Below are 19,128 nucleotides of genomic sequence, written 5' to 3'. Positions count from 1 at the left end.
GGGGCGTTTTCGAATATGGGCGATATGGTACAGCACGGGGCACCGGTTGCCGCGCCGCGTGGGCCGGATCTGGCACGGCGGCGGGGTCAGCGGCGTGCCGTCAGCGGAACACCAGCACCGGCACGTCGCTGTGGGTCAGCACCTTCTGCGTCTCGCTGCCCAGCAGCAGCCCGCTGATGCCCTTGCGGCCGTGCGAGGCCATGAAGATGACGTCGCAACCCAGGTCCCGGGCAGCGTTGATGATGCCGTGATACGGGGCGCTGGCGGCCGAGACGTGGCCCGCGCAGGGGACGCCGGCCATTGCCGCCGCAGCCTCGATCTTGACCAGTTCCTGGCGCGCCAGTGCTTCCACGCGTTGCTGGAACACGTCGCGCCTCTCATGGGTGCTGTCGCTGCCCACCATGTAGGGGTAGGTCTCCACGCACATGTAGGGCGTCAGGCGCGCCGCGGCGGTGCGGGCAAACTGGATGGCGGCGGACACGGCCTTCTGGGAAAGCTCGGAACCGTCGACGGGCAGCAGGATGTGCTTGAACATAGGGGCCTCGGTAAAGGGAAAACGGAAGAAATGCGGGAGTAGGGGGCGAGTTCAGTTGGCCAGCGCGCGTCCCACAATCAGCGGATCGGGCTGCCCGATGGCAGTGGTGTCCCGGTTGCCGTAGGGGAAGCGCGACAGGATGGAGCGCAGCGCATTGAGCCGCGCGCGCTTCTTGCAGTCCGAGCGGATTACCGTCCACGGCGCATCGGCGGTGTCGGTGTGGGCGAACATCGCCTCTTTGGCCTGGGTGTAGTCGTCCCATTTGTCCAGCGAGGCAACGTCGACCGGGCTCAGCTTCCATTGCTTGAGCGGGTGGATCTCGCGCTCGCGGAAGCGCCGGCGCTGTTCCTTCTGGCTGACCGAGAACCAGAACTTGAACAGGTGGATGCCACTGCGTACCAGATGCCGCTCGAAGTCCGGCGCCTGCTGCAGGAAGTCCTGGTATTCGCGCTGCGAGCAGAAGCCCATCACGTGCTCCACGCCGGCGCGGTTGTACCAGGAGCGGTCGAACAGCACGATCTCGCCGGCCGACGGCAGGTGCTGCACATAGCGCTGGAAGTACCATTGCCCGCGCTCGGACTCAGAGGGTTTTTCCAGCGCCACCACGCGCGCGCCGCGCGGGTTCATGTGTTCCATGAATCGTTTGATGGTGCCGCCCTTGCCGGCGGCGTCGCGGCCTTCGAACACGATCACCACGCGCTGGCCGGTCTCGCGCACCCAGGCCTGGAACTTGAGCAGCTCCACCTGCAGGCGGTACTTCTGCTTTTCGTAATTGCGCCGGGACATCAGGTTCTGGTACGGGTACGCGCCTTCGCGCCAGCCCGCGGACAGCTCATCGTCCGGATGGCGCTTGCGGCCGGCTTGCCACGTGGCGGGATCGCCCTCGAGGATCAGGCTGCGCAGCTGCGCGGCCTCGTCGGGCGCCAGGCCGTCAAGCAGCGTGCGCATGGCGTCGAGCATGTCGGCGCCGTGGCCGGCGCGGCTGGCCAGGATGTCCTGCATGCTGCTGGCCGCCAGCTGCACCGCGGCATCGACGGCGCTGTCGACTTCATTGCGCTGGGCGGAAAGCGCCGAGTTGGTGGGCAGCACGTCGCCCCTGGCCGTGGCGCGGGCACGTGGCGGGGTGGCGGCGTGGGAGGACTGGATGGTGTCGCGATCGGTCATCTGCGGTCCTCCGTCAGGCTGCGGTGTTGCGCAGGATCTCGTAGAGCTGGTCCTTGAGCAGGAGCTTCTCTTTCTTCAGCCGCTCGATCTCGAAGGTGGAGGCCGGCACCAGCCCGGACTCCATGTTGTGGATTTCCTGGTCCAGCGCGTTGTGGCGGTGGAACAGGCGCGCGAAGCGGGCATCCTGCGTCTTCAGGGTGGTGATCTGGTCGCGGTATTCGGGAAACATGCTGGCTCTCCTGTGCTGGATCCGCGCGCACGGGGCGTGGCGCATGGTTTCATTCTGGGGAGGGCAGGGTGGAGCGACCTTGACGAGGATCATGGTCGTCTGGGGAATGAGAAAGGTCTGCAGTGCAAGGCGCGGTGGCGGGCGGGGCGCGCCATGCAAAACGCCCGCCGGGGTGCGGCGGGCGTCGGGGTATGGCTGAGTTGGCCGTCAGGCCATGTGCCGGTATCAGGCGGCGGGCTTGGCGTTGTCCAGCGAGAACGGCGACAGCAGGCGCACCATCTGGGCGAACGCCTTGGGGTTGCCGGCCAGCACTTCGCCCTGTTCCATCTGGCGCGGTTCGCCGGCGTAGTTGCCGACCAGGCCGCCCGATTCGGTGATCAGCAGCATGCCGGCAGCCATGTCCCACGGCTTCAGGCCGCGCTCGAAGAAGCCGTCCAGGCGGCCGCAGGCCACGTAGGCCAGGTCCAGCGCGGCGGCGCCCGGGCGGCGCAGGCCGGCGCAGCTGCGCGTCATCAGCGCGAACATTTCCAGGTATTCATCCATGCCTTCCAGGTCGCGGAACGGGAAGCCGGTGCCGATCAGGCAGTCGGCCAGCTTGTCGCGGCGCGTGACGCGGATGCGGCGGTTGTTCAGGAAGGCGCCGGCGCCCTTGCTGGCGGTGAAGAGCTCATCGCGGGTCGGGTCGTAGACCACGGCCTGCACGGGCGTGCCGCGGTGCAGCTGGGCGATCGAGACCGCGTATTGCGGGAAGCCGTGGATGAAGTTGGTGGTGCCGTCCAGCGGGTCGATGACCCAGGTGTACTCGCGGGCGTCTTCGCCCTCGGCCCAGGACTGGCCGGATTCTTCCGCTAGAATGCCGTGTTCCGGGTAGGCCGTGCGCAGGATCTCGATGACCGCGGCTTCGGCGGCGCGGTCCACCTCGGTGACAAAATCGTTGTGTTGCTTGCGCGAGACGCGCACCAGATCGACGTCGAGTGACGCGCGGTTGATGATGGATCCCGCCTTGCGGGCCGCCTTGATGGCGATATTGAGCATCGGATGCATGAATCTCTCCAGGCCGGCCACGACGACGCGGCGGGGCGCAAAAGCGCCGCACGCCCGCTCATGGGCAGCTGACAACACAACGGATTGTAGAAGAACGTCGGGCGTCGCCGGTTCTGCTGCAAATGTGCCGCGAGAGTCTCGCGAGCAAGCAAAAACCTGGCGCCGCGCCAAAGAAGAACCCCGAATTGTATATGAACCCGGCAATTGATACGAGCCAGCCCGCTGCCGATGGCAACAGCGATGGCGCAGGCGGTGACACCGGCAGCAACGCCTTCGGCCGCGTGCGCTTCGTGCTGGTCGAAACCAGCCACCCGGGCAATGTGGGCTCGGTGGCACGCGCGATCAAGACCATGGGCTTTGGCAGCCTGGTGCTGGTCTCGCCACGTGAGCCGGATGTGCTGCGGCACCCTGACGCCATTGCCATGGCCAGCGGTGCCGACGATGTGCTGGCGGGCGCGCTCATTGTCGACCAGATCGACGCGGCGCTGGCCGGCGCCGCGCTGACCGTGGCGATGACCGCGCGCCACCGCGAGTTCGGCCCGCCGCGGCTGCTGCCGCGCGCGGCCGCGGAACGCGCGCGCCAGACGCTGTCCGGCAGCGGCGGCGTTGCCTTCGTGTTCGGCAACGAGCGCTACGGCTTGCCCAATGAAGTGGTCGAGCGCTGCAATGCCGTCACCCATATCCCCGCCAATCCCGCCTATACCTCGCTGAACCTGGCGCAGGCAGTGCAGCTCATCGCCTACGAGATGCGGCTGGCGCTGCTGGAGGCGGCCCCGGACGCCGGCGCCAATATCGGCTATGCTGGTGAGCCGGCCACGGCCGAGCAGGTCGAGGCCATGTTCGGCCATCTGCAGACGGGCCTGGAGGCGATTGGCTTTCTCGATCCGTCCCACCCGCGCAGGCTGATGACCCGGCTGCGCCGGCTGCTGGCACGCAGCGGCCTGGAGCGCGAGGAAGTGAATATCCTGCGCGGCATCGCCAAGCATATGCTGATCGCCGCGCAGAACCAGCCGGGCCCGCACAAGGACCGGTGACAGGAGCAAGGACAGTGGCAGCAAACCGGAGCGATTCGATGCAGGGCGATGCAGGCACGCGCGGCAAGCGCGCGCGCTGTCGTCCCGCGGCTGCGGGTTTGCGCTTGCCCGCGCGATGTTGATCGCAGCATCGCCGCAATGTCCCTGACGGATCAGGGGCCAAACACCGGCACCCGAAGCGGGTCCGGCAAATCACTTACACTCCCTGATCCCGTTCCCACCGGCCACTGACCTCGCCGGCGACCCTGCCCCGGGCACCAGCCCGCGTGGCGCGGCGCACGGCGCGGCAACACGACACGACCAAGATGTTCTCTCGCCTGAAGGAAGATATCGACACGATCATGCTGCGCGATCCCGCCGCGCGCAGCCGCCTGGAAGTGCTGACCTGCTACCCCGGCCTGCATGCCGTGGTGTTCCACCGCTTTGCGCATGGATGCTGGAACGCGGGCTTCCACTGGCTGGGGCGCTGGATCTCGCACTGGTCGCGGTTTTTCACCGGCATCGAAATCCATCCGGCGGTCAAGCTGGGCCGGCGCGTATTCATCGACCACGGCATGGGCGTGGTGATCGGCGAGACCGCCGAGATCGGCGATGACTGCACCATCTACCAGGGCGTGACGCTGGGCGGCACCTCGCTGTACAAGGGCCAGAAGCGGCACCCCACGCTGGGCGCCAACGTGGTGGTGAGCGCGGGCGCCAAGGTGCTGGGCGGATTCGTGGTGGGCGACGGCGCGCGCGTGGGCTCCAACGCGGTGGTGCTCAAGCCCGTGCCGCCGGGCGCGACCGCCGTGGGCATCCCGGCCCGCGTCATCCTGCCGGATGCGCCGTCCGCGCAGCAGGGTGCCAGGCAGGAGTTCTCGGCCTACGGCATCACGCCCAACGCGGACGACCCGGTGTCGCTGGCGCTCAAGAGCCTGATCGACAATGCGGCGCGCCAGCACGACCGCATCGAGACGGTGCTGGCCGCGCTCGACCGGCTTGGCGAACACCTGGAGAACACGCCGAACGATCCCTTCGACGCGAGCGAACTGCGCAGGCTGATGAAGTGAGCGGGGCAGGGACTGGGCCGGCGCTGCCGCTCAGTCCGTCTGCGGCAACAGGCGGAAGCCGTCGCGATCCAGTTGCAGCACCGCGGCGCGCGGATGGGCGCCATCCAGGTCCCAGTCAGTGAGCACCCAGCGCACGCCGGCGGCGTCTTCATGCCGTGCCGGGCGGTGCGTGTGTCCATGCACCAGCAGCGACGCACCGGCGGCGCCGAGCAACTCGGCCGCGGCGGCGGGCGCCACATCCCCATAGATCACCGGCACGGCCGCACCCGCGCTCAACTGCCTGGCGCGGTTGCCTTCACTGTCTGCCCGCAGCTTGCGGGCGATCGACAAACGGGCGCGCAGCGGCAGTGCCAGGAACACGCGTTGCACCCAGCCTTTGCGGGTCCAGCGGCGGAAGCGGTTATAGCGTTCGTCGTCGATGCACAGCATGTCGCCGTGGCTCAGCACCACGCGCTGGCCGGCACAGTGGATCACGGTGGGGTCGGGCAGCAGGCTGGCACCGGCAGCGCTGGCGAAGCGCTTGCCCAGCAGGAAGTCCCGGTTGCCGTGCATCAGGTACACGGCCACGCCGCGCGCGGCCAGTGCGCGCAGGGCGCCGGTCACGCGCTGCGCGAAGGGCGAGTCGGTTTCTTCGTCGCCGATCCAGAATTCAAAGAAGTCGCCCAGGATGAAGAGCGTGCGCGCGTGCTGCGCGGCGCGCTCGAGCGTGCGCTCGAAGGCCGCCAGCGTGCGGGGCATGCCGGGCGTCAGGTGCAGGTCTGAAATGAACCACGCCGGCGCCTGTGCCTCGAAGGGACCGGCCACCGGCGTGTGGGGGATTGAGGTCATGCGCGGTGTCGGAAGGGGAATGCCGGCACGTGGATGCGCACGGAACCGCAATCGGCAGGCATCGGCTTACTCGACGATGACGGCCTTCTCGATCACCACGTCTTCCAGCGGCACGTCCTGGTGGAAGCCCGAGCTGCCGGTGCGCACGCCCTTGATCTGCTCGACCACGTCGGTGCCTTCCACCACCTTGCCGAACACGGCATAGCCGAAGCCCTGCGGCGTGGGCGAGGAGAAGTTCAGGAAGTCGTTGTCGACCACGTTGATGAAGAACTGCGCGGTGGCCGAGTGCGGGGCGTTGGTGCGCGCCATGGCCACGGTGTAGCGGTCGTTCTTCAGGCCGTTGCCGGCTTCGTTCTCGATCGGGGCGTCGGTGCCCTTTTGCTTCATGCCGGGTTCGAAGCCGCCGCCCTGAATCATGAAGTTCTTGATCACGCGGTGGAAGACGGTGTTGTCGTAGTGGCCCTTGCGCACGTACGACAGGAAGTTCTCGACCGACTTCGGGGCCTTTTCGGCGTCGAGTTCAATGGTGATGACACCCTGGTTGGTGTGGAGCTGGACCTTGGACATGGAATTTCCTCTGTTCGGTAATGTTATTTGACGACGGTGGCCGACTCGATCACGATCGGCGCGGCCGGCACATTGCGCATGGGGCCGTAGGCCGTGGTCGGCACGCTCTTGATCTTGTCGATCGTCTCCATGCCTTCCACTACCTTGCCGAAGACTGCGTAGCCGTTGCCGTCCGGCTGCGGGTAGTCGAGATTCGGATTATCCACCACATTGACGAAGAACTGCGCGGTGGCCGAGTTGGGGTCGCTGGTGCGTGCCATGGCCACCGTGCCGGCCTTGTTCTTCAGGCCGCCGCGGGCTTCCAGCGGGATCGCCGCACGGGTGGGCTTTTCCTTCATGTCGCGGTCAAAGCCGCCACCCTGCACCATGAAGCCATTGATCACGCGATGGAAGATGGTGCCACTGTAGAAGCCGCTCTTCACATATTCCAGGAAGTTCGCGACGGTCTTGGGCGCGGCCTCGGGGTAGAGCTCGACGGTGAACTTGCCGGCACTGGTGACGAACTGGACGCGCTCGGCGGCCTTTTGCTGAGCCAGCGCGCTGAACGAGGACAGTGCCAGGGCGCCTGCGGTCAGGCCGGCCAGGACGATGCGACGGGAACGGATCATGAGGGAACTCCGGTAAGTCTGGATGCACATGGCCCGGGCGTGCCGCGCCCGGACCTTGGGATGGGTGGCCGTCAGTTGGCGGCAGGGGCGCTGGCAGGTGCCTGGCGCTGCGCTGGCGTCGCCTTGCGGCCAGTGCCGGTGGGCGCAGCCGGCTTGGCCGGCGCCGCCGGCGACGCGGCATCAGGGTTCAGCTGGCGCAGGCCGGCGCTGGCGCGGGCATCGCCCGGATTGCGGCGCAGCGCTTCGGTGTAGGCCTGCTCGGCCAGGCGGCGGTAGACGTCGCCCAGGTTGGTGTAGCCGATGGCAAAGCCCGGCTTGACTTCGGTGGCCAGCAGCAACTCGGCCTCGGCGCGCTTCAGGTCGCCGCGCTTGGCGTAGAGCAGCGCCAGGTTGTTATGGGGCTCGGGCAGTTCCGGGAAGTCCTGCGCCATCTCGGCAAGGGCCTGGATGGCGGCGTCCTCGCGGCCGGACTGGGCCAGGGCCCAGGCGCGCTGGAAGCGTGCCTGCGCATTGCGTGGGTTGGCGGCCAGCACGCGGTCGAAGCCCTTGATGGCTTCGTCGTAGCGGCGCGCATTGGCGGCCTGCTGGGCCTCGCTCATGCCAGGGTCGGTCGACTGGATGCCGCCGACCGGCGCTGTCGGCGCGGCCAGCGACAGCGGGCCGTTCTGCGCGTAGGCAGGGGCCGCCAGCGCGGCGGCCAGGGCCAGCAGGGGCAGTACGGCGCGATGGCCGCGTCGGCGCGCGGGGGCGGCGAACATGGCAGAAGACGGGGAGGGCAGCGGCAGGCTCATTGAGGACAGGTCCGTTATACTCCGCGGCATTCTAGCAAAGCGGCAAGTCCGGCACGAAGGGCGATGCCACCGGGGCAGCCGGCGCGGCATCTCGCGCGGCCTGGCAGCGCCGGATCTGGGGGCAACCAGCGCACCGCCTTCCGGTAAGATATGGGGCGCGACGGAATTGCGCCAGTGGCCGCGTTGCCGCCGGCGGCCTGCCAGGCGCCGGGCAACCGGCGCCACGGCCCGCGCTGCCTGCTGTGCGAACCCCGGCAGTCTCCTCTCACCACTCACTTCGTTTCATGCAGCTTCTGAACATCTACAACACGCTCGCGCGTGAGAAACAGCCATTCGTGCCAATCGAACCCGGCAAGGTCCGCATGTATGTGTGCGGCATGACGGTGTACGACTACTGCCACGTTGGCCACGCTCGCGTGATGGTGGTGTTCGACATGGTGCACCGCTGGCTGCGTGCCGCCGGCTACGAGGTGACGTATGTGCAGAACATCACCGACATCGACGACAAGATCATCCGCCGCGCGGCCGAGAACGGCGAGACCATCGGCGAGCTGACCACGCGCTTTATCCAGTACATGCATGAGGATGCCGCCGCGCTGGGCGTGATCCGCCCTGACCACGAGCCGCGCGCCACCGACTACGTGCCGCAGATGCTCGACATGATCGGCAAGCTGGAAGCCAAGGGCCTGGCCTACCAGGCCAGCGACGGCGACGTGAACTATTCGGTGCGCAAGTTCAACGGCTACGGCAAGCTCTCGGGCAAGTCGCTGGAAGACCTGCGCGCCGGCGAGCGTGTCAGCGCCAACGACGCCAAGCAGGACCCGCTGGACTTCGTGCTGTGGAAGTCCGCCAAGGCCAGCGAGCCGCCCGAGAGCAAGTGGGACTCGAAATGGGGCGCCGGCCGCCCGGGCTGGCACATTGAATGCTCCGCCATGAGCTGCACGCTGCTGGGCGAGCATTTCGACATCCATGGCGGCGGGGCCGACCTGCAGTTCCCGCACCACGAGAACGAGATTGCGCAGTCTGAAGGCGCCAGCGGCAAGCCCTTCGTCAATATGTGGATGCACAACGGCTTCGTGCGCATCAACGACGAAAAAATGTCCAAGTCGCTTGGCAATTTCTTCACCATCCGCGAGGTCCTGAAGTCGTACGACGCCGAGGTCGTGCGCTTCTTTATCCTGCGCGCGCACTACCGCAGCCCGCTGAACTACAGCGACGCGCACCTGGACGATGCGCGCCACGCCCTGACACGCCTGTACACGGCGCTCAAGGACAGCCAGCCGGGCGGCTGCGCGGTGGACTGGGACGAGCCGCACGCCAGGCGCTTTGCCGAGGCCATGGGCGACGACTTCAACACGCCGATCGCAATGTCGGTGCTGTTCGACCTGGCCAGCGAGATCAACCGCACCGGCTCGACCGCGGCCGCGCGCCAGCTCAAGGCGCTGGCGGGCACGCTGGGCCTGCTCGAGCGCGATCCGCATACCTTCCTGCAAGGCGGCAGGTCCGACGACGGCACCTCGCCGGAACAGATCGAGACGCTGATCGCCGCGCGCAAGACCGCCAAGGTGGAGCGCAACTTTGCCGAAGCGGACCGCATCCGCGCGCAACTGCTGGAAGCGGGCATCGTGCTGGAAGACAAGCCGGGCGGTGCCACCGAGTGGAGGCGTGCTTGAACGCTGCCGCGCGCAAGCCCGCCACCGCCACGCCGCCGGCCACGCCTCCCGCCACGAGGGGCCGGGTGAAGGCGGCCGGTCCGCGCCCGGGCAAGGCTGGCGCCAGCGAGGCGCCGCTGCCTGATGGCAAGGACACGGCCAAGGGCACACGCAACGCAAAGGCCGTGCTGCCCGAGGCGGATGCGGTGCCGCTGCCGGTCGAAACCGTCATCGATGCGGTGCGCCCCGCCTACTGGGACGAGGCCTGCGCCGACCTGATGAAGCGCGATCGCATCCTGCGCAAGATGATCCCCACCTACGGCCCGGCGCACCTGGTGTCGCGCGGGGATCCGTTCGTCACGCTGGCGCGCGCGGTGGTGGGCCAGCAGATCTCGGTCAAGGCGGCGCAGTCGGTGTGGGAGCGGCTGCATGCCCTCTGCCCCAAGCTGACCCCGGCACAGTTCCTGCGCGCCGGTCCCGAGAAGCTGGCTGGCTGCGGCCTGTCCAAGCGCAAGGGGGAATACCTGATCGACCTGGCCGACCACTTCAAGGCGGGCACGGTGCATGTCGCCGAATGGGCGCAGATGGACGACGAAGCGGTGATCGCGGAACTGACGCAGATCCGAGGCATCGGCCGCTGGACCGCCGAGATGTTCCTGATGTTCAACCTGATGCGGCCCAATGTGCTGCCCCTCGATGACATCGGCCTGATCAACGCGATTTCCGCCAACTATTTCAGCGGCGAACCCGTCACCCGCAGCGAGGCGCGCGAAGTCGCGGCCAACTGGGAGCCGTGGCGAACCGTGGCCACGTGGTATATGTGGCGCAGTCTCGACCCGCTGCCAGTGACGTATTAGGCATCGGGGCAAGAAAATTTAGTGGCAGGTGCAGTCCGGGCTATCTGGCAGGCGCTAAGATAGCGACCAAATTCCGGTAGAATGCGCCCCTTCACAGACAGGTACGTGTGATTTTATGAAAACCACCTTCCTGGATTTTGAGCAGCCCATTGCCGAACTCGAGGCAAAGATCGAAGAACTGCGCTTTGTGCAGGACGATTCGGCTGTCGATATTTCCGAAGAAATCTCGCGGCTGGCCGGCAAGAGCCAGCAGCTGACCAAAGACATCTACGCCAACCTGACCCCGTGGCAGGTTGCGCAAATCGCCCGCCACCCCCAGCGTCCCTATACGCTGGACTACGTGCGCGAGATCTTTACCGATTTCCACGAGCTGCACGGCGACCGCACCTTTGCCGACGATCTTTCGATCATCGGCGGCCTGGCGCGCTTCAATGGCCAGGCGTGCATGGTCATCGGCCACCAGAAGGGCCGTGACACGAAAGAGCGTGCCCTGCGCAATTTCGGCATGCCCAAGCCCGAGGGCTACCGCAAGGCCAAGCGCCTGATGGAGCTGGCCGACAAGTTCGGCCTGCCGATCTTCACCTTCGTCGACACCCCGGGCGCATTCCCCGGCATCGACGCCGAAGAGCGCGGCCAGTCCGAAGCCATCGGCCATAACCTGTACGTGATGGCCGGCCTGAAGGTGCCCCTGATCGCCACCATCATCGGTGAAGGCGGTTCGGGCGGCGCGCTGGCGATTGCCGTGGGCGACGTGGTGCAGATGCTGCAGTTCGCCACCTACGCGGTGATTTCGCCGGAAGGCTGCGCCTCGATCCTGTGGAAGACGGCCGAGAAGGCACCGGAAGCCGCCGAGGCGCTGGGCCTGACCGCGCACCGCCTGAAGGCGCTGGGCCTGATCGACAAGATCGTGAGCGAGCCGCTGGGCGGCGCGCACCGTGACTACAAGGGCATGGCGGCGATGCTCAAGCGCTCGCTGGCCGAGTCGCTGCGCCAGTTCCAGGGCATGAGCGTGAAGGAGCTGCAGGCCCGCCGCTACGAGCGCCTGCTCGGCTATGGCAAGTTCAAGGAAACCGGCGCCCAGGACTGACCCGTCCGCCCGGCTGACCGACAAGGTCGCACAGGCCCTCCAGGCCGGTGCGGCCTTTGTTGTTTCTGGCGGCGGCGCGGGCGCGGCGACGATCGCGGTGGCCCTCTCGGGCGGGCGCGATTCGGTCGCGCTGCTGCATGCCGCCCGCGCGGCCGCGGCAGAGTGGGGCGTTGGCGCGCGCGTGGTGGCGCTGCATGTCCACCACGGCCTGCAGGCGGATGCCGACGACTGGGACCGCTTCTGCGCCGCGCTGTGCGCGCAATGGCAGGTCGGCTATTTCGTGCGGCGGGTGTCGGTGCAGCCAGAGGCGGGCGAGGGCGTTGAAGCGGCCGCGCGCCGTGCGCGCTACGCCGCGCTGGCGGCGATGTGCGCCGACAGCGGCGCGCGCCTGCTGCTGTTTGCCCACCACCAGGACGACCAGGTCGAGACCGTGCTGCTGCGGCTGTTTCGCGGCGCCGGCGTGGCCGGCATGGCTGGCATGCCAGCGCTGCGCCCGCTGGACGACCGCAGCGGCGTGACGCTGCTGCGCCCCTGGCTGGACGTGGCCCGCGCCGAGATCGAGGCCTACTGCGCGGCCAACGCGCTGCAATGGGTCGACGACCCGTCCAATGCCGATGACCGCTATGCGCGCAATGCCTTGCGCGCGCACCTGCCGGCGCTGGTGGCGGCCTTTCCGGCGTTGTCGGCCAATGTGGTGCAGGCGGCCGCGCATTTCGCCCAGGCAGGCGCACTGATCGACGAGCTGGCAGCCGCCTCGCTGGCGGCGCTGGCACGCCCCGGCCGCGATGCCGACACGCTTTCCGAACTCGACCTGGCAGGGCTGCGCGCCTTGCCCGTGGCACATGCCGATGCCGTGCTGCGCTTCTGGCTGCGCGACCTGGGCGTGCGCGCGCCGTCCACCGCTCGGCTGGCGGCGATGCGCGAGCAACTGGTCACCCACGCTGGCGGCGAGCCCGCAATCGCGCATGAGGGGCTGGTCCTGCGCCGCTTCCGCGACCGCGTGCTGGCCTGCACGCCGCCACCGATCGCTGCGCCGGCACCGGTGATGCTGGACTGGCGCGGCGAGGCCCGTATCGTGGTGCCCGCCTGGCGCGGCGAACTCCATTTCTTCCGCGATGACACCTTCGGCGTGCCCGAAGCGGTGCTGCGCCAGCCCTTGCGCCTGGCCGCCCGCAGCGGCGGCGAGCGTATCGTGCTGCGCCCGGGCGGTCCGGCCCGGGCCCTGAAGCAAGCCTGCCAGGAAGCCGGCATCCCGGCCTGGCGCCGCGCCTGGCTGCCGCTGCTGTGGTCTGGCGATACGCTGGTGCTGGCCGCCGGCCTGGGCATGCACCGCCGCTGGCCGGATGCCCCGGCGGCGCCGCGCTGGCGCGTCGAATGGCATCCGCAGCCGCCGGCAGTGGCGATGCCGCCGCACTGAAGCCCCCGGATCGCCGCCGGCATCACTTCCGATCTGCAGCCGGAACCCCGCTCGCGCCTTGCCTGACGGGGCTTGTTCGTGTATTTTCAAGGGCTTTGCACAATCGCTGGCGTCGACAAGAAGATGGCTCTCATCGTTCACAAATACGGCGGCACTTCGATGGGTTCCTCGGAACGCATCAAGAATGTCGCCAAGCGCGTGGCCAAGTGGCACCGCGCCGGTCACCGCGTAGTCGTGGTGCCTTCGGCCATGTCGGGCGAGACCAATCGCCTGCTGGGACTCGCCAAGGAAATTTCGCCGCAGCCCAATCCGCGTGAACTGGACATGCTCGCCTCGACCGGCGAACAGGCCAGCGTGGCACTGCTGGCGATCGCGCTGCACGGCGAAGACATCGACGCCGTCAGCTACACCGGCTGGCAAGTGCCGGTGAAGACCGACTCGGCCTATACCAAGGCCCGTATCGAATCGATCGACGACGAGCGCATCCTGGCCGACCTCGACGCCGGCCGCGTGGTCGTGATCACCGGCTTCCAGGGCATCGACGACGACGGCAACATCACCACGCTCGGCCGTGGCGGCTCGGACACCTCGGCCGTGGCCATTGCCGCTGCGATCGAAGCCGACGAGTGCCTGATCTACACCGACGTCGATGGCGTGTACACCACCGACCCGCGCGTGGTCGAAGACGCCCGCCGCCTGGACCAGATCACCTTCGAAGAAATGCTGGAAATGGCCAGCCTCGGCTCCAAGGTGCTGCAGATCCGCTCCGTGGAGTTCGCCGGCAAGTACCGCGTGAAGACCCGCGTGCTGTCGTCGCTGACCGACCCGCTTATGCCGCTCGAGCAGGAAATGCACTCGGGCACGCTGATCACTTTTGAGGAAGACTCCACCATGGAAGCAGCCGTCATCTCCGGCATCGCCTTTGCCCGTGACGAAGCCAAGATCACCGTTCTGGGCGTGCCGGACAAGCCGGGCATCGCCTACCAGATCCTGGGCCCGGTCGCCGACGCCAACATCGACGTCGACATGATCATCCAGAACCAGTCCGTCGACGGCAAGACCGACTTCACCTTCACCGTGCCGCGCGGCGAGTACCAGCGTGCGCTGGCCATCCTGAACGATGGCGTGAAGTCGCATATCGGCGCCGCCAGCGTGTCGGGCGACCCGAAGGTGTCGAAGGTGTCGGTGGTGGGCGTGGGCATGCGCTCGCACGTGGGCATCGCCAGCAAGATGTTCCGCACCCTGTCGGAAGAAGGCATCAACATCCAGATGATCTCCACTTCGGAAATCAAGATCTCGGTGCTGATCGACGAGAAGTACATGGAACTGGCCGTGCGCGCGCTGCACAAGGCCTTCGAACTGGAACAGGCGTGATCCGTTCGTGAACACTTCTGGCGGGGCCGCGGAATTTGTGTTGAGTGATCGATTTTTCGTTGACCAACACGGGCGGCGCCGCTAGAATACGCGCTTCGTTGTGTGGCTCCCTCACACAACGCAAGTTTGGGAGACGTGGCCGAGAGGTCGAAGGCACTCCCCTGCTAAGGGAGCATCCGGGCCAAAACCTGGATCGAGGGTTCGAATCCCTCCGTCTCCGCCAGTCATGGCGGCGAAACCCCGGAAGATCGCGGTCTTCCGGGGTTTTGTTTTTTGCGGGTCAGGATTCTTGTTGTCCGAACAGATACCCGCCACTTCTCTGCTGCTGCCCGTGCCGTTGCGTTGGGCGGCGCCAACGATCCCACCCTCGAAGTCCATATTGCAATCTGGCGACGAAAGAGCGCCAGTTTCTGCAGATGCTCCCGTTAAAGCCGTTGATCTGATTTCGGAGCCCACGGCCAGCGCGTGCCTGGATAACTCGCGAACGAAGTCAGTATTTACGCTTGCGGCTAGCTTCTGCCAGGCCACTGTCCCCCCTAAACTGCCACCCCACTTAAGTTGGGTGTTTACGCCGCGATAATCAGGGCCCGTTTTTCCCCGCTTGTTATAGATTGTTAAGACATATAAGAGGGTGGGTTTCGAATAGAACCCCAGCCAATAAGTGCACTTTTAGCATCAGTCGTTGGTGGCGGCCGCTCAGGCGCTTGCCTGCCATCAACATCCGGGGGGAAACAATCTTGCGCCAGACGCTTGCGCGCGTGCTGCGCCCGCTTGGACGCCTTGGGTCGCGCACCATCACCGCGGGCACCTTGCTGCTTGGCGTGATGACGACGGCCGTCGTCTATGCGTTCTGCACCGACCTGCTGGAAAAGGATGTCCGCCTGCGTTTTGAGAACGATACTGGCGACGTCATCCAGCAGATCGATACACGGATCCGCCTCTATACCGATGTACTGGTGACCATGCAGGCGCTGTTCGGCGCCAGCGACCATGTCTCGCGCGGCGAGTTTCGCGATTTTGTCAGCGGCTTGAACCTGCCGCAGCGCTATCCCGGTTTCCAGACGCTGAACTACGCGCCGTACGTGCCGGCGGCCGAGATCGACGCCTTTGTCGCCCGGCAGCGCAGCGATCCGATCCTGCGCGAGGCGGGCGTGACGTTCAACGTCCGGCCGCCCGGCCGGCGGCCGGGCCATTTCGTGCTGACCTATGTCGAGCCGCTCGACATCAACCTGGCGTCGATCGGCATCGACATGGGCGCCGAGCCACGCCGCCTGGCCGCGCTTGAACGCGCGCGCGATACCGGGCAGTCAGTCAGCAGCGGGCGCCTGATCTTCAGCGAGGCAAAGAACCCGCATGTGGGCATCGCCCTGCGCCTGCCGGTGTACCGCAAGGTGCCCGACCTGGATTCCTTGGAAGCGCGCCGACGCGCCTATGTCGGCTCGGTTGGCGCGGGGATCCGGGTGGACGACCTGCTGAAGGACCTGGTCAGCAATGAGAACCTGCGCCGGATCCGGTTCCGCGTGCATGACGCCGGAGACTTCGCGGAGGCGGCGGTTCCGCCCTCCGCGGCCAACCTGCTCTATGACAGCGTGACCGGCCTGGCGGCCAGGGAGCGCAGCCGGGGCGCTGGCGGCAGCGCCGTCCACGCCAGTGCCGCGCATGGCGCGACGGCACTGGCGGAAGGCCAGGCAGCCCCGGGCCAGCATGACCTGGCCAAGAGCGTGGTGCGGAATTTCGGCGGACGGCGCTGGGTGATTGCATTTGCGGCCGATGCCAAGGCCATCAGTGGTCCGCAGCGCTACCTGCCGGCGCTGGTGGTGATCTCCGGCCTGATCATCAGCGTGCTGCTGGGGTGGCTGGCCTATGCGTTGTCGAGTTCGCGGGCGCGCGCCGTGGCCGTGGCCGACCAGATGACGCACAGCCTGCGCGACAGCCAGGCCGCGCTTGCCGAGGCGCAGCAGATTGCCCACCTGGGCGACTGGCGCATCGACCTGGACCAGGACATCGCGCATTTTTCCCGGGAAATGGCGCGCCTGCTAGGCTTGCGCGTCGACAAGCCGACTCCGGAAGCGCTGTTCCAGGCGATCGACGCCGGCCATCGCGCCATGCTGCGGGAACGGATGCGGGCAGCCCTGCAGGATCGCCAGCCGTTCGAGTTCGAGTGCCCCTACCGGTCGCGGCGCGGACGCCGGGGCTGGCTGCACCTGATCGGCCACGCGCATGGGGCGGCGGACAGCGCCGTGCTGCGGGGCACCGCGCAGGACATCAGCCAGCGCAAGTCCGCCGAGCAGGCCAGGATGCAGGAACACCAGATTGCCCTGCACCTGGCCACCGCCACCAGCGAAATCGAGGTGCTGGAGGAGATTGTCCACACGCTGCTCGAAGGCATGGACTGGGAGGCCGGTGCCTTCTGGCCGGGCGATGACAGCCAGGGACTGAAGCTGCCGCCGGTCTACCTGGCCCGCGTCAAGGCGCTGCAGCCCTGGCTCGCCGAGCGCCCCGCAGGGCCGGCCGGCGCTGCGGTCTTGCAGGCGCCGCAATGGTATGCAAGCCGCAGCGCGATGGCCCGGCATCCGCAAGCCAGGTGGCTCGACGCGGGCGGCATCCGGACGGTGTTCGCCTTCCCGCTGAGCAGGGGCCACGTGACGCTCGGCGTGGTCGAACTCTATTCCCGTAGCAAGCGCAGCCCCGATACGCATGCGCTCGCGATGGCGAGCGGCATTGCCAATCAGACCGGGCACTTCCTGCTGCGGCGCCAGGCCGAGGAGAACCTGCGCTTCATCGCCAATCACGATGCCCTCACCGGCCTGCCCAACCGCCTCATGTTCAAGGCCGAGTTCGAGCAGGCGCTGACCCGTGCCCGCGCCAGCGACCAGGCCCTGCATGTCATTTTCGTGGACCTGGACGAGTTCAAGGTCGTGAACGACACGATCGGCCACAACGCCGGCGACATCGTGCTGCGCGAGATGGCCGACCGGTTGCGCGGGAGTCTGGAGGAGGTGGAGCTGATCACCCGCTTCGGCGGCGATGAATTCGTCGTGCTGCTGGACCCCAAGGGCGATTCGACGATCCTGGACCGGACCATCGCCAGGATCCAGGCTGCGCTCGCGCCAGGCTTCGTCGTCAACGAGTCGGAGCTGCGCATGACGGCAAGCATCGGCATCAGCTCCTTCCCCGAGGACGGCAACGATTGGCAGACCCTGCTCAAGCATGCCGACCTGGCCATGTACGGTGCCAAGCAACTCGGCAAGAACGGCTACCAGTTCTACTGCCGGGGCATGAGCGCGTCCCTGCAGCGGCGCATCGACATGGAGTCGCACCTGCACCGCGCGCTCGAGCAGGACGAATTCATCCTCTACTACCAGCCGCGCATTGCGCTCGCGTCGGGAGCGTGCACGGCGGTCGAGGCACTGATCCGCTGGCGCCACCCGGAACTGGGCCTGGTCATGCCCGGAGATTTCATTCCCTTCGCGGAGCAGAGCGGCGCCATTGTCGAGATCGGCGCCTGGGCCCTGCGCGAAGCGTGCCGGCAGAATGCCGCATGGCGCGCGCAGGGACTGCCGCCGGTGCGTGTTTCAGTCAATCTCTCAGCACGGCAGTTCGCCGACAAGTCGCTCAGGCTGACCATCATCGATGCGCTGCGGCAAGCCGGGCTGCCTGGCAACCTGCTGGAGCTTGAACTCACCGAGAGCATGGTCATGCGCGATGCCGAGCAGGCGTCCAGCTGGCTCTCGCGCCTGAAGCGCACGGGTGTTCGACTGGCGATCGACGACTTCGGCACCGGCTACTCCTCGCTCGCCTACCTGAGCCGCTTCCCGATCGATACGGTCAAGATCGACGGCAGCTTCGTCCGCTACATACCGGAAAGCCGCAGCGACACGCAGATTACCAGCGCGGTGATCGGCCTTGGCCACCGGCTTGGCCTCGAAGTGGTCGCCGAAGGCGTGGAGAACGAGGTGCAACTCGAATTCCTGCGCCGCGAAGGCTGCGACGAAGTGCAGGGCTACTACTTCAGCCATCCGCTGCCGCCGGCGCAGATCACTGCCTTCCTGGCCAGCCGCGTGGAGAACGGTCCCGCTTTCGAGCATGGGCCGCAACCGATGCGCGCCTGACTGCTGCCAGTCCGGTGCGTGCTTAAGCAGTCCAATAACAGGGAGCTAAATCATGCAGGACCGTACTATTGAAATCATGTGGCGGGCCATCGACGCCCTGGACTTTTCCAGGATGAAGGCCAAGCTGCTGCACCAGAAGCATGCGCATTGGTCGCCAGAATCGCTGGAGCAGGCGGAGAGCGGCTACCGGCAATTCCTCAAGCTGGCGGCGAAGCATCCGGACACGCCCGCCGTCCCCAGCGAGCAGGTGGATGCCTTCTGGCATGCCCACATCCTGGATACCAGGCGCTATGCCAGCGATTGCGAGCACATCTTCGGCTATGTCCTTCACCACGACCCCTACGTTGGCATCGACGGTCCGGAGGATGAGGCCCGCCTCCTGCAAATGGCCGCGGCGAGCGATGCGCTGAGCATGCGCGAGTTCGGCAGCCCGCTGACGTCTGCCGCATATTGCGCCCGGGCAGCAGCCGACGAGGCCGCGTACTGTGCGCGCATGGCCAAGGCGGAGGAACCTGCGTACTGTGCGCGCATGGCCAAGGCAGAGGAACCTGCGTACTGCGCACGCATGGCCAAGACGGAAGAACCGGCGTACTGCGCCCGCATGGCCAAGGCGGAAGAACCCGCGTACTGCGCACGCATGGCCAAGGCCGGCGCCCCCGCATACTGCGCACTGGCTTCGCCCCAGGCCGCGGCCTGCTGAAGGCCTGGCATTCGTGGCCGGGCGGGTGTCGTCTGCCCGGCCACGTTGCTCACGCCGGCACTATCGGTTGCCGCGCGGCA

General features: G+C 67.1%; 17 protein-coding genes and 1 tRNA gene. 10 read left to right on the top strand and 8 right to left on the bottom strand.

Annotated features, from left to right (window positions below; translation table 11 throughout):
- Window positions 1-100: 100 nt before the first annotated feature.
- The 4 genes from ACW4E8_RS07620 to ACW4E8_RS07605 all read right to left on the bottom strand — a co-directional run bounded on the left by ACW4E8_RS07620 (window position 101) and on the right by ACW4E8_RS07605 (window position 2,972).
- Window positions 101-535, bottom strand: a complete 435-nt coding sequence (locus ACW4E8_RS07620) for a universal stress protein (RefSeq protein ID WP_456803951.1) — start codon at window positions 533-535, stop codon at window positions 101-103.
- 51 nt (window positions 536-586) lie between these two features.
- A complete protein-coding gene (gene ppk2 / locus ACW4E8_RS07615) occupies window positions 587-1,699 on the bottom strand; it encodes a polyphosphate kinase 2 (RefSeq protein WP_456803950.1) in 1,113 nt (370 codons plus the stop codon).
- Window positions 1,700-1,712: 13 nt separating this feature from the next.
- The gene (locus ACW4E8_RS07610; RefSeq protein WP_456803949.1) at window positions 1,713-1,928 is read right to left on the bottom strand and encodes a YdcH family protein; all 216 of its coding nucleotides are present in this window, start codon (window positions 1,926-1,928) and stop codon (window positions 1,713-1,715) included.
- A gap of 225 nt (window positions 1,929-2,153) precedes the next feature.
- Window positions 2,154-2,972, bottom strand: coding sequence for an inositol monophosphatase family protein (locus tag ACW4E8_RS07605; protein ID WP_456803948.1), 819 nt, complete (start codon window positions 2,970-2,972; stop codon window positions 2,154-2,156).
- A gap of 191 nt (window positions 2,973-3,163) precedes the next feature.
- Here ACW4E8_RS07605 and ACW4E8_RS07600 point away from each other — a divergent pair, with 191 nt between their 5' ends.
- Window positions 3,164-4,006 carry an RNA methyltransferase gene (locus tag ACW4E8_RS07600; protein ID WP_456803947.1) on the top strand — a complete coding sequence of 281 codons (843 nt, stop codon included), beginning with the start codon at window positions 3,164-3,166 and terminating at the stop codon, window positions 4,004-4,006.
- Window positions 4,007-4,311: 305 nt separating this feature from the next.
- Window positions 4,312-5,055, top strand: a complete 744-nt coding sequence (gene cysE / locus ACW4E8_RS07595) for a serine O-acetyltransferase (protein WP_456803946.1) — start codon at window positions 4,312-4,314, stop codon at window positions 5,053-5,055.
- A gap of 30 nt (window positions 5,056-5,085) precedes the next feature.
- On the opposite strand, the gene ACW4E8_RS07590 is transcribed toward cysE, so the two are convergent.
- The 4 genes from ACW4E8_RS07590 to ACW4E8_RS07575 form a co-directional block, all read right to left on the bottom strand.
- Window positions 5,086-5,883: a UDP-2,3-diacylglucosamine diphosphatase gene (locus ACW4E8_RS07590; RefSeq protein WP_456803945.1), complete on the bottom strand. Its 798-nt coding sequence runs from the start codon at window positions 5,881-5,883 to the stop codon at window positions 5,086-5,088.
- 66 nt (window positions 5,884-5,949) lie between these two features.
- Entirely contained in the window at window positions 5,950-6,450 is a 501-nt protein-coding gene (locus ACW4E8_RS07585; protein ID WP_456803944.1) for a peptidylprolyl isomerase, read from the bottom strand.
- Window positions 6,451-6,473: 23 nt separating this feature from the next.
- The gene (locus ACW4E8_RS07580) at window positions 6,474-7,058 is read right to left on the bottom strand and encodes a peptidylprolyl isomerase (RefSeq protein ID WP_456803943.1); all 585 of its coding nucleotides are present in this window, start codon (window positions 7,056-7,058) and stop codon (window positions 6,474-6,476) included.
- 71 nt (window positions 7,059-7,129) lie between these two features.
- Window positions 7,130-7,849 carry a tetratricopeptide repeat protein gene (locus ACW4E8_RS07575; RefSeq protein ID WP_456803942.1) on the bottom strand — a complete coding sequence of 240 codons (720 nt, stop codon included), beginning with the start codon at window positions 7,847-7,849 and terminating at the stop codon, window positions 7,130-7,132.
- A 284-nt stretch (window positions 7,850-8,133) separates the two neighbouring features.
- Here ACW4E8_RS07575 and cysS point away from each other — a divergent pair, with 284 nt between their 5' ends.
- The 8 genes from cysS to ACW4E8_RS07535 all read left to right on the top strand — a co-directional run bounded on the left by cysS (window position 8,134) and on the right by ACW4E8_RS07535 (window position 19,048).
- Window positions 8,134-9,522, top strand: coding sequence for a cysteine--tRNA ligase (gene cysS / locus ACW4E8_RS07570; RefSeq protein ID WP_456803941.1), 1,389 nt, complete (start codon window positions 8,134-8,136; stop codon window positions 9,520-9,522).
- Window positions 9,519-10,358, top strand: coding sequence for a DNA-3-methyladenine glycosylase family protein (locus ACW4E8_RS07565; protein WP_456803940.1), 840 nt, complete (start codon window positions 9,519-9,521; stop codon window positions 10,356-10,358). Before cysS ends, ACW4E8_RS07565 begins: the two co-directional genes overlap by 4 nt.
- Before the next feature lie 115 nt (window positions 10,359-10,473).
- On the top strand, window positions 10,474-11,445 hold the full coding sequence (locus tag ACW4E8_RS07560; protein WP_456803939.1) for an acetyl-CoA carboxylase carboxyltransferase subunit alpha: 972 nt from the start codon (window positions 10,474-10,476) through the stop codon (window positions 11,443-11,445).
- A complete protein-coding gene (gene tilS, locus ACW4E8_RS07555) occupies window positions 11,411-12,862 on the top strand; it encodes a tRNA lysidine(34) synthetase TilS (protein ID WP_456803938.1) in 1,452 nt (483 codons plus the stop codon). Before ACW4E8_RS07560 ends, tilS begins: the two co-directional genes overlap by 35 nt.
- Window positions 12,863-12,985: 123 nt before the next feature.
- Window positions 12,986-14,236 (top strand): aspartate kinase, encoded by a 1,251-nt coding sequence (locus tag ACW4E8_RS07550; protein ID WP_316149028.1) that lies wholly within the window; start codon window positions 12,986-12,988, stop codon window positions 14,234-14,236.
- Window positions 14,237-14,365: 129 nt separating this feature from the next.
- Window positions 14,366-14,459, top strand: a tRNA-Ser gene (locus ACW4E8_RS07545).
- A gap of 514 nt (window positions 14,460-14,973) precedes the next feature.
- Window positions 14,974-18,348 carry a bifunctional diguanylate cyclase/phosphodiesterase gene (locus ACW4E8_RS07540; RefSeq protein WP_456803937.1) on the top strand — a complete coding sequence of 1,125 codons (3,375 nt, stop codon included), beginning with the start codon at window positions 14,974-14,976 and terminating at the stop codon, window positions 18,346-18,348.
- Between the two features lie 52 nt (window positions 18,349-18,400).
- The gene (locus ACW4E8_RS07535) at window positions 18,401-19,048 is read left to right on the top strand and encodes a glycine-rich domain-containing protein (protein WP_456803936.1); all 648 of its coding nucleotides are present in this window, start codon (window positions 18,401-18,403) and stop codon (window positions 19,046-19,048) included.
- Window positions 19,049-19,128 lie beyond the last annotated feature (80 nt).

It is taken from the genome of Cupriavidus sp. CP313 (assembly GCF_054072015.1).
Note: the sequence above shows the minus strand (reverse complement) of the source record. Positions and strands in the feature narration are given on the sequence as shown.

Bases quoted from the DNA above. Each gene is read 5' to 3' on its own strand.
- ACW4E8_RS07580 (WP_456803943.1), bottom strand. From the start codon at position 7,058: ATGATCCGTTCCCGTCGCATCGTCCTGGCCGGCCTGACCGCAGGCGCC.
- ACW4E8_RS07610 (WP_456803949.1), bottom strand. From the start codon at position 1,928: ATGTTTCCCGAATACCGCGACCAGATCACCACCCTGAAGACGCAGGAT.
- ACW4E8_RS07550 (WP_316149028.1), top strand. From the start codon at position 12,986: ATGGCTCTCATCGTTCACAAATACGGCGGCACTTCGATGGGTTCCTCG.
- cysS (WP_456803941.1), top strand. From the start codon at position 8,134: ATGCAGCTTCTGAACATCTACAACACGCTCGCGCGTGAGAAACAGCCA.
- ACW4E8_RS07620 (WP_456803951.1), bottom strand. From the start codon at position 535: ATGTTCAAGCACATCCTGCTGCCCGTCGACGGTTCCGAGCTTTCCCAG.
- ACW4E8_RS07575 (WP_456803942.1), bottom strand. From the start codon at position 7,849: ATGAGCCTGCCGCTGCCCTCCCCGTCTTCTGCCATGTTCGCCGCCCCC.
- ACW4E8_RS07560 (WP_456803939.1), top strand. From the start codon at position 10,474: ATGAAAACCACCTTCCTGGATTTTGAGCAGCCCATTGCCGAACTCGAG.
- ACW4E8_RS07585 (WP_456803944.1), bottom strand. From the start codon at position 6,450: ATGTCCAAGGTCCAGCTCCACACCAACCAGGGTGTCATCACCATTGAA.
- cysE (WP_456803946.1), top strand. From the start codon at position 4,312: ATGTTCTCTCGCCTGAAGGAAGATATCGACACGATCATGCTGCGCGAT.
- ACW4E8_RS07600 (WP_456803947.1), top strand. From the start codon at position 3,164: ATGAACCCGGCAATTGATACGAGCCAGCCCGCTGCCGATGGCAACAGC.
- ACW4E8_RS07605 (WP_456803948.1), bottom strand. From the start codon at position 2,972: ATGCATCCGATGCTCAATATCGCCATCAAGGCGGCCCGCAAGGCGGGA.
- tilS (WP_456803938.1), top strand. From the start codon at position 11,411: ATGGCAAGTTCAAGGAAACCGGCGCCCAGGACTGACCCGTCCGCCCGG.
- ppk2 (WP_456803950.1), bottom strand. From the start codon at position 1,699: ATGACCGATCGCGACACCATCCAGTCCTCCCACGCCGCCACCCCGCCA.
- ACW4E8_RS07535 (WP_456803936.1), top strand. From the start codon at position 18,401: ATGCAGGACCGTACTATTGAAATCATGTGGCGGGCCATCGACGCCCTG.
- ACW4E8_RS07590 (WP_456803945.1), bottom strand. From the start codon at position 5,883: ATGACCTCAATCCCCCACACGCCGGTGGCCGGTCCCTTCGAGGCACAG.